This is a genomic window from Reyranella massiliensis 521 (assembly GCF_000312425.1).
Classification (GTDB): Bacteria; Pseudomonadota; Alphaproteobacteria; order Reyranellales; family Reyranellaceae; genus Reyranella; species Reyranella massiliensis.
The window spans coordinates 1,958,638-1,974,262 of record NZ_HE997181.1 but is presented as its reverse complement, the minus strand read 5'-3'; the positions used below and the strand labels follow the sequence as shown (position 1 = coordinate 1,974,262).

Annotated in this window: 13 protein-coding genes; 4 read left to right on the top strand and 9 right to left on the bottom strand. The window is 60.5% G+C overall.

Features of this window, described 5'->3' with window-relative positions:
• Window positions 1-201: 201 nt before the first annotated feature.
• Genes BN60_RS09710 through BN60_RS09695 form a run of 4 tightly spaced genes read right to left on the bottom strand, consistent with a single transcriptional unit; the run spans window position 202 to window position 5,725 of the window.
• Window positions 202-1,674, bottom strand: coding sequence for a right-handed parallel beta-helix repeat-containing protein (locus BN60_RS09710; protein ID WP_043283789.1), 1,473 nt, complete (start codon window positions 1,672-1,674; stop codon window positions 202-204).
• Window positions 1,671-3,029, bottom strand: coding sequence for an O-antigen ligase family protein (locus BN60_RS09705; protein WP_020695844.1), 1,359 nt, complete (start codon window positions 3,027-3,029; stop codon window positions 1,671-1,673). Before BN60_RS09705 ends, BN60_RS09710 begins: the two co-directional genes overlap by 4 nt.
• 36 nt (window positions 3,030-3,065) lie before the next feature.
• Window positions 3,066-4,376: a lipopolysaccharide biosynthesis protein gene (locus tag BN60_RS09700; protein ID WP_020695843.1), complete on the bottom strand. Its 1,311-nt coding sequence runs from the start codon at window positions 4,374-4,376 to the stop codon at window positions 3,066-3,068.
• 23 nt (window positions 4,377-4,399) lie between these two features.
• The gene (locus BN60_RS09695; RefSeq protein WP_020695842.1) at window positions 4,400-5,725 is read right to left on the bottom strand and encodes a Wzz/FepE/Etk N-terminal domain-containing protein; all 1,326 of its coding nucleotides are present in this window, start codon (window positions 5,723-5,725) and stop codon (window positions 4,400-4,402) included.
• A 282-nt stretch (window positions 5,726-6,007) separates the two neighbouring features.
• Between BN60_RS09695 and BN60_RS09690 the strand changes: the two genes are divergently transcribed.
• Both BN60_RS09690 and BN60_RS09685 read left to right on the top strand, forming a co-directional pair.
• Entirely contained in the window at window positions 6,008-6,823 is an 816-nt protein-coding gene (locus tag BN60_RS09690) for a sugar phosphate nucleotidyltransferase (RefSeq protein WP_043283785.1), read from the top strand.
• Complete coding sequence (locus tag BN60_RS09685; RefSeq protein WP_020695840.1) at window positions 6,820-7,473, top strand: PIG-L deacetylase family protein; 654 nt, start codon at window positions 6,820-6,822, stop codon at window positions 7,471-7,473. The genes BN60_RS09690 and BN60_RS09685 overlap by 4 nt, the downstream gene beginning before the upstream one ends.
• Window positions 7,474-7,541: 68 nt before the next feature.
• Here the strand turns inward: BN60_RS09685 and BN60_RS09680 are convergent, their stop codons facing one another.
• The 5 genes from BN60_RS09680 to BN60_RS09660 all read right to left on the bottom strand — a co-directional run bounded on the left by BN60_RS09680 (window position 7,542) and on the right by BN60_RS09660 (window position 13,251).
• Window positions 7,542-8,666 (bottom strand): hypothetical protein, encoded by a 1,125-nt coding sequence (locus BN60_RS09680; RefSeq protein WP_020695839.1) that lies wholly within the window; start codon window positions 8,664-8,666, stop codon window positions 7,542-7,544.
• Window positions 8,667-8,701: 35 nt separating this feature from the next.
• On the bottom strand, window positions 8,702-10,072 hold the full coding sequence (locus tag BN60_RS09675) for an NAD(P)H-dependent oxidoreductase (RefSeq protein WP_020695838.1): 1,371 nt from the start codon (window positions 10,070-10,072) through the stop codon (window positions 8,702-8,704).
• A 42-nt stretch (window positions 10,073-10,114) separates the two neighbouring features.
• Window positions 10,115-10,708 (bottom strand): dTDP-4-dehydrorhamnose 3,5-epimerase, encoded by a 594-nt coding sequence (gene rfbC / locus BN60_RS09670; protein ID WP_020695837.1) that lies wholly within the window; start codon window positions 10,706-10,708, stop codon window positions 10,115-10,117.
• A 64-nt stretch (window positions 10,709-10,772) separates the two neighbouring features.
• Window positions 10,773-12,143 (bottom strand): UDP-glucose dehydrogenase family protein, encoded by a 1,371-nt coding sequence (locus BN60_RS31295; RefSeq protein WP_020695836.1) that lies wholly within the window; start codon window positions 12,141-12,143, stop codon window positions 10,773-10,775.
• A 19-nt stretch (window positions 12,144-12,162) separates the two neighbouring features.
• Entirely contained in the window at window positions 12,163-13,251 is a 1,089-nt protein-coding gene (locus BN60_RS09660; protein WP_020695835.1) for an NAD-dependent epimerase/dehydratase family protein, read from the bottom strand.
• Window positions 13,252-13,624: 373 nt separating this feature from the next.
• Here BN60_RS09660 and BN60_RS09655 point away from each other — a divergent pair, with 373 nt between their 5' ends.
• Window positions 13,625-14,590: a glycosyltransferase family 2 protein gene (locus BN60_RS09655; RefSeq protein ID WP_020695834.1), complete on the top strand. Its 966-nt coding sequence runs from the start codon at window positions 13,625-13,627 to the stop codon at window positions 14,588-14,590.
• 60 nt (window positions 14,591-14,650) lie between these two features.
• Window positions 14,651-15,283 carry an NUDIX domain-containing protein gene (locus BN60_RS09650; protein ID WP_020695833.1) on the top strand — a complete coding sequence of 211 codons (633 nt, stop codon included), beginning with the start codon at window positions 14,651-14,653 and terminating at the stop codon, window positions 15,281-15,283.
• Window positions 15,284-15,625: the final 342 nt, after the last annotated feature.

Below are 15,625 nucleotides of genomic sequence, written 5' to 3'. Positions count from 1 at the left end.
AACGCATCGTAGTTCTTTGAATCGACAAAGCTCGCTGCCTCCTCTTGGAAGGGACGTCTCTTGCTATGTCTGTCAAAAGAGGCAGTGCCCGCGGGTTGAACGATGCGTCGACTTTGTGCGACGCAGCGGTCGGGATCAACAAGCGCCGGTGCGGTACCTCTTTGTTGATTGCTCCCGGCACAATCCGGCTCACACCGACTGTCAAAGAGGGATCAGGCGGCCGTTCCGCTCCTGACCCTTTCGTCGGAAGCCGTCCCAGCCGGTGACGTCATGTCCCCACACGAAGCGGCTTGCTCCACTCTGCCGTCCGACGCGGTAGGTATTGCCGTCAAACAGGTTGTTGCCGCTCGTGATGATCCCGAAATTCTCGCTGCCTGGCTTGGTATCGGAAGTCCCCCCCGCACAAGCCGCGCCTTCGAAGGTCATCTCATTGGCACGGACGGTATTGTTGCGCGTTTTGTAGAACTTGCCACTGCTGTTCCGACGTCCCTGGTCGATCAGCATGATCCCGCATCTTCCAGGTGCGGTGGTCAGTGTATTGTCCGACACCACGACATCCTCGGATGCGGAAAGGAGAATGTCGGTACCCCAGAACCATCCCCTGTTGCCGAGGCCATTGCGCCGCAGCACGTTGTTGCGAATCACTGCCTTGAATGAAATCTCGTGGAAGATGCCGACATCCTGGTTGTTCTCGACGAGGTTCTCTTCATACAAGACATTGCGACAGTCGATGTCGCACCACAAGCCGGGGCCGTCATTGTCGTAGACGTGATTGCCGCGGAACGTGACCCCGTCGCTCAGCGCGATCTTCACGCCGCCCGCCTCCCAGGTGGCATCGAAGCCGTGGATGTTGTTCGACCAGATACGGTTATTCTCTATCCGGATATCATTGCCGTTGCCTTCGATGCCGATCTGGCCATTGTGATGAATATCGCAGTTCCGGACATGACTACCCGTTCCCACGCTGATTCCGGCTCCGCTGTTCAAGCGGGCCTCACATTTTTCGATGGTCCACCCGCTGCCTTCGCGGGAGTGGATCGCCCCCTTTTGCGCAGCACTTGCGAACTTCTCCACGGTGATATTGCTAATCAGCACGTCGGCCGCCGTGCTCTCGAACGCAAATGCGGCGACCGTCAGTTCGACCGTTCGATTGGTCGGATCGTCGCCCAGATAGATCTTGCCAGCAGCGTAATCGATGAAGAACTTGCCGCTCGCCAAACCGTTCTTGCCCGGCAATCGGATCAACGGTCGGTCATCGATGAACACGGCCTCCGGCTGATTGCAGATCGGAGCGCTCGGCAGGCATTCGCCGTGCTTCCGGCTGCGCTGGAGCGCGATGTTCATTACCCAGAAGCTCTCCTCGCGCCTGAATCCGGTGAGCACTCGGCTCCCGTTCAGGACGCTCTGGCCTTCCCCGTAAAATTTCTGCTTTGCCAGCGGTCGAACCGCCTGAGCCCTGTGAATGCCATTCTTGAGGCACAACAAAGCGCCGATACCGGCGCGATCCGCAGCCATCTGGATCAGCGTGCCGGGCTCGACGGCGATCGCATTGGAGGGGCAGCGCGCGTCATCGACGCCTGCCCTTGCCGCTCCCCCCGTGATCAGGAAGCCAGTAAGCACTAGTGAGCCAAGCAGGCTCCTGCGTAGCGCCCACTTTGAAATCCAGCTCATCATCGCAGCCGGCCTACGGCTTCATCGGCAACCTGTGCGCGATAAACCATCACCGATCCAACGCCGAAGCCGAACAGGCACCAGAACCAGATACCCTGCATCGGCCCCTCGAGCGTAACGTCAAACGTCGCGTTGATGACGATCGCGGTCACGTAACAGAAGATCCATAGGAAAAGGTTTCTCCACTGCGTATGTCCGCGGAGATATGCGATCAGCATCGCGCGCAGCATCAAGCCACTCCAGGACAGGAGCACGAGCGACCACAACACCACGCCGGGAACGCCGGCCCGCGCCAGGAGAGTCATGTGTGCGTTGTGCGGGCTTCGCGTCGGGGGGCGAGACGTGTTGGCATCGCCAGTGCCGGCAAACCCATCGGCATCGGCAAGATTCAAGCCAAACCCGCGGCCGGTCCAGAAATGCGGCCCATGGATCGTATCGCCAATGATGATATCCCACCAATCGAGACGCCACTTCTTCGTTCCTTCCGTCTGCGATCCGGACTGACCGATTACGCTCCTGATGTTCTCCAATATCTGATGCGCGCTGACGGGGCGGTCGATGGAATCCTTGACTTCCTCGTAGTCGAGAAACGTAGCCTCAGCCGTGAGCAAAACAACGAAAAGCCCTACGCCCGCGACGGCGGCTGTCAGCATCATGCGAAGCCGTCCCAGCACAAGCATCGCAAGCATGATTGCCACGGCGGCGGCAAGCGTTGCGCCCCGATTGGACGCGCCGATCATCGCCAACGCCCCGAACCAGATCAGGACCCAGAACCACGACACCTTCCGATAACCGATCAAGACGAAGACCGCAGCACCGGCCAGATGCGTGCCGAGCGCACTCGCTCCGATCTCCACGATCGGTATGTTCGGACCGTATAGCCTGGGGATATAGTCCCCCCAATATTTGGTCAGCCAGAACGCCAAGGGTATTATGGGAAAGGTCACGAGCGACGCGGCGTAATAGCGAAGAACGGTATCGATCCTGCGAGCGTCTTCCAGCAGCAATCCAATGACGATGAAGGCAAAGGCGCCGTACAGGAGAATGACGCTATCCCGCAGCGCATCGATCCCGTAGACGGCTATGTACGGGACGGTACGCACCACGACCCACATCATTGTCGCGATCAGCAAAAGGCTTGGAAGTGTCGTGACAGAGGCGACGAGCGCGCCGGATCTGACGAGGACGACGATCCCGGTGAGGAACGCGATCTCGCCGATGTAGAGCGGTGGAATGCCGATATAGGCGAAGCCTTTTCCCAGCAAGGCATAGCCCAGCAATACGATTGCCAGGAACGTCAGATAGCGATCGCCCCAGAGAAGCGTGCGTCCGGAAACGTGTCTGACCGCGTCCGACATCGTCACACAGTGGTGCTGGGCTTCATGGCCGGCTACTCACTGCTTCGCAGGGGCGCCAACGGCGGGGTTGGTCGGCGCCATGCCGCCGGCCGAAGTACCATGGGCCTGGTTCTTGGCTTTCTCACGGGTGATCAACCACGTGATCGCCGTCACCGCCCCTACGGCACGCACCAGGTTGGCGATGAGCAAAGCCAGGCACGCACCGAAGACTCCCATCGGTCCGATGAGTACAAGGGCGAGCGCCAGCGCCACACCGACAGCGACGACGTTGACCAGAAAGGCCAGCTTGCCGGACTGAACGCCGAGCAAGGTCTTGCTGATCATTTCGGCGATGTAGTCGAAGACGCCTGCGACCACGAGAAGCTGCAGCCCGATCACAATGCCGACATACGGTGATGAATCCCCGTAGACGGCTCTCAGGAGAATGTGAGGCACCACCAGTCCGGCGGCGCAGATGAGCAGAATCGGCCCCAATCCGAAGAGCACGTAGCGATAGGCTGCACGCGATGCCGCCAAGACACCGCCCGTGTGGTATGCATGAGCGGCAACTTGAGGAATAGCATTCCCGATACCAAAGATGATCGGGTTCATGGTGTTGGCGAGATTCAATCCGGCCTGAAGCGATGCGGTTGCGGTAAGCCCGGCAAAGACCGCGAGCAGCCAAGGAAAGATCTGTGCGCGGATAAGCACCAGCTCGTAGTTCACAAGCGACCATTTTCCTACCGAGATGTACTCGGCAGCCAACTGACGAATCTGGGTAAAGTCCGGTCGGGCAAACTTCAGCTTCGACGCATGTACAAGCGCCCCGAAGACGAAGGTTGCCGACATCGAATAGAGAGCGGTTGCCAGAGTAACGGAGCCCGCCCACAGCACGAAGGCAATTACGAGAACCTGCCCGACATAGGCGATGCCGTCTCCCGCTACCGCCGCTCGGTAGCGAAACTCGGCGAGCAGGAATCGGCGCGACGTCTCCTGAGCCTGCCAGCAGAGATAGCAGAGACAGGCCGGCAACAGGATACTCTCTTCGTCCAGTATTGTCGTCCCGATCGCCATGGCCACGACCAGAACCAGGCTCAGCGCCACGGTGAGCAACACCGTGTTTCCCAGCAAGGTGCCGCGTTCTTCTTCCTTCGCGACACACAGCCGGACAGATAGCGGATAGGAGATCAGCGAATAGTCAATCGCTCGCAGGAGGAAGATACCACCCAGGAAAAGGGCAAACTCGCCGTAGTCCTGCTCGCTGAGGACGCGCGCGAGCAAAACATTGAGCAGGAAGTTGCCGCCGCTCACCACGCATTGATCGACGAGCGTCCATGAGGCTCTTTCGAAGAACTGCTTCCCTTCCATGGACTGCCCCAATCGTCCTGCCGTTAGATGATGCGTTTCGACCTTCCGGTCGAACGGCGACGCAATTGCTCATCCTGTCGGCGCCCCCGCTGCCCGATCAGGCCGCCACCATGACGGACCGGAGCGAATGCACTCTGAACCAGCGAGGAAAAGCCCGTACGAAGGCGCCGCCACTTGTCCGCGGTCCATCCAGTTCGAGAGTTTGAAATCTGAACGGATGTCGCTCCGCTTCCCACATTACGGCCGCCCGCAATCTGGTGGCCATAACGCCGTCCGGTCGACAAGAGATCGAGAAGGAACTGCCGCGGCTCGAAACCAAGTCGGTCGCGCCAGACCGCCAGACAGACGCCGATCAGCAAGCTCACGATGAACGAAAGGCCCAGGATCACGAATCCCTTCGGGCTGGTCGGCGTCCTGTTTGGTATCGCCAGCTTGACTCCCTCATCGGCTGCGAGGGCTTCCTGAGCGGCATCGTCGGTTGTCAGGATGGCATTCAGTTCGGCGCGCGCAGATTCAAGCCCGTCAACGCTCTGCAGCACCTTGGGATGCCTTTCGCCGTTGACTGACAGCTGACGCTGCAGTTCGGCCTCCGCTGCCGCGACGGCGCTCTGGCTGCGAAGGATCTTCTTGTCGCGGATGTATTCGAGCGCAATGGCGTTGACCACCGCTGCAGCTTCGTCTGCGGAATGCGCGGTGAAGGAAATGGAAATGAGATACGAGCGCGTGTCTTTCGCCACATCTACACGGCTACGCAGCAACGCTACCTGGCGATCAAAAGGCGAATGATTACGGGTTTCAGGCAGGATCAGGGTTCGGATCCAGCTCGTAATTCCAGATCCCCATGATCCCGCCCCCATGACCCCGGGTCTTTCGTCCAGCTTGAGACGTGCCACGACCGCCTGCAGGATCGCATCGGAGACGATCAGCCGCGCTTCGCTGGTGACGAGCGACGACGCATCGATGCTCCCTTTAGGGGTGAGCTTTGCCTGTTCGACGGAGAACAGATTCGGGTAGACGAGCGCGGTCGCCGAGTACTGGCGCGGGATCAGCGGGATGACGAGGCACGCAAGCGTCATCGTCACCACAACGATGGAGGCGATAAGACGCCATTCCCTCTTGATGGACGACAAGGCGCGAGCCGCCACCATCTCATAATACGCTCGCAGATCGGTGCGCTCGAGCTCCAGAGGCGGAATCTGCTGTTTAAGACTCTCCGGCCCCAGCCGCTCGGGGTTTCGTAGTGCCTTGTTGGTGGCGAGACCGGCCCCCCCTTGGGCGAGGCCGGTTCTCCCCTTGGAGAGGTCGGTCCCGGCAAGCGGCTTGTCGCTATTGAGTTCGAGAATACTCATGGTGGAATCCATACCTGATCGGCCCGCGGAACGGGTGACCCTTTGGACGGCGTGATTTCCTCAAACGGGCTAACCCTTAGGAAGCAGCGCGATCCCGGGCACTGCTGTCGCTTCGGCAGAAACGCACCAACGGGACTACCCTTGGCGCTTCGTTGACTCGTTGCGGCTGCGCGCACAGGTTCCATCCAGTAGCGATGGGCGCACGTGTGACCACAAGGCAAAAGCATTGTGACCTCAGACGCAGTGCCGACGCACAGAGCATACGATCCAAAGGCTGCTGCCATGAAAACAGTTCTGTTCTGCGGCGGTCTCGGTACGCGTATACGAGACGTGTCCGAGAGTATTCCCAAGCCGATGATCCCGATCGGGGACAAGCCGATCCTGTGGCACCTGATGCACTACTACAGTCAGTTCGGCCATAAGGACTTCGTCCTGTGCCTCGGCTACAAGGCAAACGTCGTCAAAGAGTTCTTCCTGAACTACAGGCCGCAGACCTACGCAGACTGCGTCGTCTCGGGCTTCGGCGACAATGTGGAGATCCTTGGCGATCCGCAGCAGGACTGGCGGATCGCCATGATCGATACCGGCATCTGGCGCAACATCGGCCAACGGCTGTGGTCCGTCCGCGAGCACGTCGCCGGGGAGGAGATGTTCCTGGCCAACTACAGCGACGGCCTGAGCGACGTGAACCTGGATGAGATGATCGAAGCCTTCCGCGCCAGCCGTAAGGTCGCCTGTTTCCTGGCGGTTCGGCCGTCATTCAGCATGCACCTCGTCGACATGCGGCCGAGCGGAAAGGTAAACCGCATCCGCGCCAGCCAGGAGGCCAATCTCTGGATCAATGGCGGCTTCTTTATCTTCCGCAACGAAATCTTCGACTACATGAAGCCAGGCGATGAACTGGTCGAAGCGCCCTTCCAGCGCCTGATCGACGCCGACCAGCTCATGGCATTCAGGCACGAAGGCTTTTGGCGTCCGATGGATACGTTGAAGGACAAGCAGGTCCTTGAGGATCTCGTCGACAAAGGCACGATGCCCTGGCGCTTCGACGGAGCCGTCAGAGTGGCCCCGAGTGATCCGGCAAGGAAGGCCGGATGAAGCCTCTGGGCCTTGCGGGATCGGGTGATCGTCTTTCAGTGCTTTGTATCGGCGCCCACTCCGACGACATCGAGATCGGCGCCGGCGCCACAATCCTGGGCTGGATCGAGCGCGGCGTCTGCCTGAACGTGCACTGGGCGGTACTTGGCGCCGTCGGCCCCCGCGCCGACGAAGCGCGCGCGTCCGCTCAGGCATTTCTCGGCAATGCCGTCAGTGCTGTCATCGACCTGGCGACCTTCAAGGATGGGTTCTTTCCTCATCAGGGCGCCGAGATCAAGGTCTGGTTCGAAGCGCTGAAAAAGCGAACTTCGCCCGATCTGATCCTGTCCCACTGGCGTCAAGATGCTCATCAGGACCACCGCGAAGTATCCCAGCTGACGTGGAATACATTTCGCGATCACACGATTCTCGAATACGAGATTCCCAAATGGGATGGCGATACGGGTCAACCAAACGTCTACCTGCCGACCACCAGAGCGCTGATGGAGCGTAAGACGAAGCTGCTCCACGATCATTTCGGCTCCCAGCGCGCCAAGGACTGGTTCGACGATGATATCTTCATGGGCCTGGCGCGCCTGCGCGGCATGGAATGCCGTGCCCCCGGAGGCTTCGCCGAAGCCTTTCACGCAAGAAAGCTCACGGTGCAGTGACGTCCGATACCTCCGTCTCTCAAATAGACGGCTGAGCTTTCCCTAATCTTGCGGTCTCGGCCAGCCGCTCAATGGACGGCCGCACTGATCTTCCTCGAAGCCCTGGAATGGCACAGGCTCTCGGAACCAGAAACAGCCTGGGCAACCTCCGCTTCGGGAATTCTCTCCAGCCATATTTCACGCCACCACAAGAATACGGCGCGAGGACAGAGTATCCGTCGTCCGCTGTAGAGCGACTGACAGTGCACGCCGTCGAGTATGACAGCCGGCGTCTTCATATGCAGCATCTTGCCGGTCTTTTCGTCGATGAAGCGCTCTATCCGGGTACGTACCCTGAATACCTTGCCGCAATAGGGAACGAGCTCGGCATCAAAACTAAGACCGCGGTTGGACGCCGACGTGCTCAGCGTCTCCAGTATCTGCTCGTACGATTTGACCCGCACTACTTCTCCCGGCTGCAGATCCAGATCGAGCCTGGGAGTCGGGCCCATTGCGATCTTGCCGGCTTTTCTGGGGAATGGGATGCCTCCCCAGACCGCCTGGAAGCGGTCGTAGAACCAGCGAGACGCCACGCCCCAGCGCGGGGAACGCGCCATCGTGCCGTAGTAGTAGAGCACGTACACGATGGCCTTCAGAACAGTACCTAGAGAATTGTTTCCGGAACGATAAGCCTCGACGTACTGCCGGGCGTCCCACAGGCTGAGGGGGGTGCTGGCTTCCATCAACTGAGTGGCTTGGCACGAGTACCGTACGTCGCCTTCCGGCGTTCGATAGATGGCTGCCGCACGAACCTGGTCTTCGGTGCAGCCGCTCATGGCCCCGGCGATGGACGCTCGATCGACAGACGATCCGGATGCTGGATACCCCGGTCCATCGCCATTGGCGTGCTTGAGCCACGCCTCTTTCCAGAAGATGAGGCAGCCAGCCTGACACCCGCCGTATGCCCGACCATCGCAGCGGTGTTCGAGATGAACCGCGTCATGCAGCCGTCGGCTGACGTAAGTAACACCCGACGGCCCGTCTATCTCGCTGCAGGTCTTTCCTGCCCTCTTGAATACCTGGAAGCGCTGACCGCAATACTGGGTCATCTGCGGCATGAAGGGCAGACCTTCAAGGCGCCCATGTTCGTCCAGCGTCGCAAGAATCTCTTCCTTGCTCCGCACCTCTACCCAGTCCCCTGCCCCGATCGTCATGACCAATACTCTTTCGGAGATGAACTTTTCACTGCCTAGACGAGAACCTTTTCCCGTTGCGCCGGCGCCATCGCGCCTCGCACGTCGGCCTTGTCCAGCAGATCCTGGAGCCAGGTCTCTCCTCGGAACTTCCGGTATTGCTCGGCTCTCAGCCGGTCCGCCAGGCGCCCGGCCGGCAGGACGACGTCGTCGTAGGTGATGACGGCATCCTTGGCGATGTCCCGCAGCAGCTTGCAACCTTCGACGAGACCCTGGGGTAGATATCGGCCACCGGACATCTCCTCGACATTGGCTGCCTCGCCGTACGTCATGTACATGCCGTAGTCGTCCAGTACTTCACCCGCCTTGAGATCGCGCTTGGCCACGGCGCACACCTCCACCACCGGGCCGCCCAGCGACCTCGATACCGGGTCACGGAACAGGCACGTCCGCGCGATGGCGGTCGGCACCTCCAGATTGCAGAGGTGATACGGCACGAAGAACGAATAGAGCGGCCCTGGGCCCATCTTGTACAGGTTGAGATAGTGGGCCTGCTTGGGATCGGGATGTTCGGCCAGACAGTAGACCTTGGTCAGCGGCGTCCCGACCACATAGTCGATCGCCCCGCCGAGCCTGCGCAGCTCTTCGAGATCGTAGATTTCGCCGATCTTCAGCACATCGCCGTGATAGTCGAGGCCGCGCGACATGCCGCGCGTCAACACCTTGAATCCCGTGGCATTGGCGACGACGGCCTGCTCGAAGCTCACCTTCGATCCATCCGCGAAGCTCGTCACCATCGTGGGATTCTGCCCCCACTTCTCGGCGAAGCCCTTCTGTGTCGTCGGATTGCGATAGCGATCCTGAAGGCCCTTCACGTTGCCAAGCAGCCGGGGCGTCATGCCCAGCCCCTTGACCCAGCGGTAAAGGTTCATCTGGATGCCCGGCTCGTCGCCCTCGCAGGCCGTGAAGATGACGCCGTGCGCGTCGGCATAGGTTTGCAGGATTGGCCCGATCGTCGCGTCGAGCTCGGCGTTCATCAGCACGACGTCCTTACCGTACTTAAAGGCTTCGAGCGCGACGCGGGCACCGAACTCCACCGAGCCGGTGACGTCGACCAGGACATCGATGAAGTCGCTACGCGCGATGAGCATCGCATCCTCGGTTGCCACGGGCGTCGAGCGCTCGACTGCAGCATCGAATCGCAATTGCGAATCGGCTACGACGACATCATTAAGGCCAGAGTAGTGAAAGACGTCGACAGCCCTTCCGACCCGACGGTTCGATATCGCCGCTACACGCATTCCCGGCGTGCTGTGCGTGATCTGATTGGTCAGGCCCTGGCACATGAACCCCGCACCGATGATGCCGACGCGAATGGGCTTGTTCGTATCTGCCCGCTCCTTGAGCGCAGAATCGACGATCCACATGACTCACTCCTTCCGAATTGCGCCAGTACCGAAACTCCAGCGCTATGACAGAATGCCAACGGCTTCCGGCCGAGCCGGAGACATTCGTGCAGCGAGCTTGCCTTCGAGTGTCTCCAGGAGATCGAAATTGCTGTCCTTGTCGGAAACAGCGGCGACGGACAGCGGCCATGCAATGTTCAGCCGCGGGTCATCGTATCGCAGGCCACCTTCCGCGCCCGGCGCATAGAAGGTACTCGCCTGGTAGAGAATGGCGGTCTCGTCCTGCAATGTCTGATAGCCGTGCGCGAAGCGGCCCGGAATGTAGAGTGCACGCTGGTTCTCGCCGCTGAGTTCGACGGCCACGTGCTCCAGGAAGGTCGAGCTTTCGGGCCGCAAATCCACGATCACGTCGAGAATCGCCCCGTGCATGCATCGCACGAGCTTCGCTTCGACGGCCGGCGGATACTGGAAGTGCATGCCCCGGACCGTTCCGCGCTTGACGCTCACGCCCACGTTCGTCTGGGCGACATCGGCTTCCAGTCCTAGGTCCTGGAACTCGTGCCGGCAGAAAGCACGCCCGAAGAAACCGCGATCGTCTCGCCGGCGTTCGACGTCGACGATAAAGGCACCTTGGAGCTTGGTCTCGGTGAAGATCACAGGCGCCTCCGTCGAGGCCAACGGTTCGCACCGCCCCTCTCTTGCGGACCGCGGATCGCGCCCATCACGCGCCGACCCTTTCGGGGCGCCGCCCCGGCGCCAGCAGCATCGTTCCCTCGTGACGGCGATCGGAGGACACGACCTGGCGCCCGTCGAAGACAATGGGAGAGCGCATACGCGAGGTGATGTCGTCCCAGTCGAGCTGGCGATAGGCATCCCAGCCCGTGGCGATCACGATTGCATCGGCGCCGCTTGCCGCCGTAGCGACGTCGTGGGCCTGAGTGATGTTCGCCCCCAGTTGATCCCGCACCGTGTCGACCTGGACCATCGGATCGTGCAGCACGACGTCTGCTCCTCGCTGCAGCAGGAGTTTCGAAATTCGCACGCCAGGCGATTCGCGGACGTCGTCGGTCTCCGGCTTGAAGGCCAGTCCCAGTACGGCAATGCGCTTGTCGCGCAGCGTGCCGACCTGGCTGGCCAACAGCTCCACCACACGGCCGGCTCGTTCTTCGTTGACCTGGAGCACCGAGTTCAGGATCGGTACGTCAGCACCTTCTCCATGCGCAAAGGCGCGAAGTGCTCGAAGATCTTTCGGGAAGCAACTCCCGCCAAAACCTATGCCGGCTCTGAGATAGCTCACGGCGCCGGCGAAGCGGGATTTGCCATCATTGCCCGGCGCGCCCCAACACTTGTCCAGATGAACGCCGCGCATCACGGTTGCCTCGTCCAGGCCGGCAACGGACTCGCAGATGCCGGCAATCTCGTTGGAGAAGGAAATCAGGGTCGCCTGCAGCGCATTCGCGGCATACTTGACCATCTCGGCATTGCGCGGCGTTGTCTCCAGAACCGGGCACTCGAAGGCCGCATACATTTCCGCCAGCACCGCGCTCGCCCGCGCGGTATTGGCGCCGATGACGATGCGATCGGGCTTGGTGAAGTCCTCGACGGCACGCCCTTCGCTCAGAAACTCGGGATTCATGGCCAGGCCGAAATCGCGGCCGCCAACCATGCCGGACGCAGCCTCGAGCTCTGCCCGAACGACCGTATCCGTCGTTGTCGGTACGACCGTGCTCTTCACCACGACGACGTGGTAGCCAGCGATCGCCGGCAGCTGCTTGCCGATCGCCCGCGCCGCCTGGCGAATATAGCTGAGATCTATGCCTATCTCATTGGAAGGTGTGCCGACGGCAATGATCGACACATCGGCATTGCGCAGGCTGTCTTCGAGACAGGTCGACGCCTGCAGGCGTCCCGAGGTACGTTGCTCGACCAGCAGCTCGTCGAGTCCCGGCTCGTAGAATGGCGCCTTGCCGGTGGCAATGGCGGCAATCTTTCGCTCGTCGTAGTCTACACACGTTACGGTATGACCGATCGCAGCCAGACCGACGCCAGTCACGAGGCCAACATATCCTGTGCCGACAATGGTGATCTTCATGGATTGCTTCCACGCGATCTCAAGCCGCCACCGTTTCGTGCCGGCGCTCATGGTAAAATTCGAAAGTCCGGGCAAGGCCGGTACGCAGATCCACGCTTGGTTCATAGCCGACATCGGCCCTGACTTTCGTCAGGTCCGGACAGCGGCGGCTGGGATTGTCGACGAGGTACTGGGCATCGTCGCTCTTGCGAAACTGCACGTCGAGTGGTCGGCCTGGATGGCCGGCGATCTCGGCCATCATGCGGGCCACGTCGAGCATCGAGCGTTCCTCGGCATTGCCGACATTGTAGGGCTCCGCCGGCTTGCCGAGAACGAGCACGCCAAGGCTTCCGGCAATAAAGTCGCGAACGTAGCAAAACGAACGCGTCGGACTTCCGTCGCTCAGCAGGACGATCGGACCACCGTCGAGCGCGGCGGACATCATGTCGGGAACCATGCGTCCGTCATTCAGCCGCTGCCCCGGGCCATAGACGTTGAACGGGCGCACGATCTTGGAGGGAACCTTCCGCTGTGCCCAGAAGCTGATGCAGAGCGTCTCCCCGAGACGCTTCGATTCGTCGTAGCAGGCACGCGGTCCCGTGCAGGACACATATCCCCGATAGTGTTCCGGTGTGGGAATGAACCGAGGATCAGGATCGCCGTAGATCTCGCTCGACGAGAAGAAGAGCATGCCCTGTGCGCCGTGCGCTTCTGCAAGGTCCAGCATGCGCCACGTGCCGTTGACGTTCGCGTCGATCGTTTCGAGCGGCCGCGGCCGATAGTAGATGGGCGACGCCATACTTGCGCAATGGATGATCCAGTCGAACTTCCGGCCCCAATCCGTTTCGTCGACCACATTCGCCGTCCGGAGCTCGACGAAGGGATCGGTTTTCAGATGGACAAGGCGGTCGACGTTCGTGGCGATGAAGTTGTCGGAAGCGACGATGTTGGCGTTCAGGCTCGGCGAGGCGTGATTGAGCACCGAGAGAATGTCCACGATGTAGCTGCCCAGGAAGCCAGAGGCGCCGGTGACGAGGATGTTGCTGTTGGCCAGCCGGTCGAACACGCCGGGAATGGTCGCTCGCATCACCTTGGCGTCTTCGTGGATGATCCTGCTCGCACTACTCATGTACCGTGCCTCTCATTCGAGGTGAGTGATTGCGAGGACGAGCGCTTCTGCAGAACCGCCCTGATGTCACTGATTTCCTCGCAATCTTCGACAACTGCGACTGTCAGGTATCAAGGAAATGGGGCCCTGTAGCGAAGGCAAAAAGGGTGGCGCTTCCTAGCTCTGCAGGGTTACCACCGCAGACCCGCAGAACGGCTGCAATGACGGCAATAAGTTGTCGCGAACACTCTCCTCACGACAGTCGCTGCCTCCGATGTCCCGTTGGTATCACCCACGACCTCGTTCATCGTTTCGGCCTCGAAACGGGAACCGCGGCGTAGTCGCCAACTTCTCTGGCTGAATGGCTCGCCGCCTACAGTGCGGACTCCAGTACATGACCCTCTCCACCCAGCATTCTCCACGGCTTTCGATCGGCTTGCCGGTCTACAATGGCGAGCGGTATCTGGCGGAAATACTCGATTGCTTCCTGACGCAGACCTTTCAGGACTTCGAGATCATCGTCTGCGATAATGCCTCGACCGACCAGACGGCGGAAACGTGCCGGTCCTTCATGGAGCGCGACTCGCGCGTTCGGTACCATCGTAATGAGAAGAATCTCGGCGCGATCCCCAATTTCAACAAGGTCTTCCAACTCTCCCGAGCGCCCCTGTTCAAATGGATAGCCCACGACGATCTGTACCATCCCCGCTATCTGGAGAGCTGCGTTCGCATACTGGATGAAAATCCGGACGTCATTCTGGCTCACTCCAAAACCGCGTTCGTGGACGATCGCGGCAAGCCCTTCCCCATCAATCCGGCGACGGGAAGCTATGTCGATCCGAGAACGGGCATCCTGCAGACAGCCGACAGCCCCATGGTCGCCGACAGCCCAACCGCCATCTTGCGTTTCTGGCAGGTTCTGTCGGGCGCCTGCTGGGGCACGCACATGTTCGGTGTCATGCGTCGCTCAGCCTTGCAGAGGACGGGGCTCATACCGAACTTTTCCGGCGGAGATCGCGCGATGCTGGCAGAGCTGGCGCTACTCGGCCGGTTCCAATGCTCAGAAGAGGTACTTTTCTCGAAGCGCTTCCACGAGGATGCTTCCTGCCATCTCGACGAGAAGGAAATCGTGGGTTGGTTGAGCACGGACGGTCAGGCCTATTCCCGCAGGATGCGGCAGCTCAAAACCTATTTCTCGACGCCACTCGGAAAGCCTGTCGGACTGTTTACAAAGGCGGGCTGCATGGGGCTCGTCGCCGTTCATTCCGCGAAAGTCGCGGCCCAGGCAATCGGTGGCAAGGATGCGCGCCGTGCGGTCCAGGGAGTGGCATGGCGCACAAGCAAGTCAGCCCGGGCATAAGACGGCTCGCGTTGCAGGATCGGTGTGTAAGGCAGAGCCTTGGTGAAGGAGTCAGCCGGAATGCAGCACCAGAGGGCTGAATCTTTGGATGGCCTCACCGACGATCGAGCCAATCCCTGGACTGTGCACCGGGAAGAAGAGCGCTTTGCTTGCTCCTATTTCTCGGTTCGGAGCGACACCGTCGCCCACGGGGCTCGTCTTCCGCGCGTCTACAACAGCATCAGGATGAGGACATTCGGCGTCAGCGTCGTCCCGATCGATGACGAAGGCTGCACAACTCTGGTCGGCCAGTATCGCTACGTCGTCGACCGATTCACTTGGGAAGCCCCCGGCGGGGGCTGCAAGCTGGATCAAGCACCGGTGGAAGCGGCTCAAATGGAGCTGAGCGAGGAGACGGGATATCGTGCCGACCACTGGCTTCAGTTGTTCGACGCCAGCCTAGCCCCCGGCACCATCGATGGGCGTACGCAGTGCTTTGTTGCCTGGGGTTTGCAGGCCGGTCTCCCCCATCCTGAACCGGAAGAACGACTGCAGCAGCGCCGGATGCCGTTTGGCCAAGCCGTTTCGATGGTGTTGTCCGGTGAAATCACGAGCTTTTCGAGTATTACGGCGTTGCTGGGCATTCAGGTCAAACTGGCGCGTGGAGAATTGCCGACAGACTTAATGAAACTACTGCGGCAGCATCCGCGATGAAGGGTGACGAGCCCCCCGCTCTCGACTTCACCTGCAATTCGCCACAATTTCCCTGGAACAATGTCAATGCGCTGAGCATGGGCGGCTCCGCATAGTGGGTGTCTATGCGGAGCCTGACCATTCGCTCTCGTGGGATGGGGCCCGCGAATGGCTGCTCTCAGAGTAGCGCCGATCTTTGCCTTTCTGGTGGAGCATTGGGGCAGCTACTCCGAGAGTGTCCGTTCTTCGTCAACGGTGGTCTTACAGGGATGGTTTTGACTCATCCAAGGGGTACTCCCTAAGCAACGGCCCCGCTTCCATGGGAGAAGTGCTTTCAAGCGCTTGATGGCCTAGTGTCGGGGC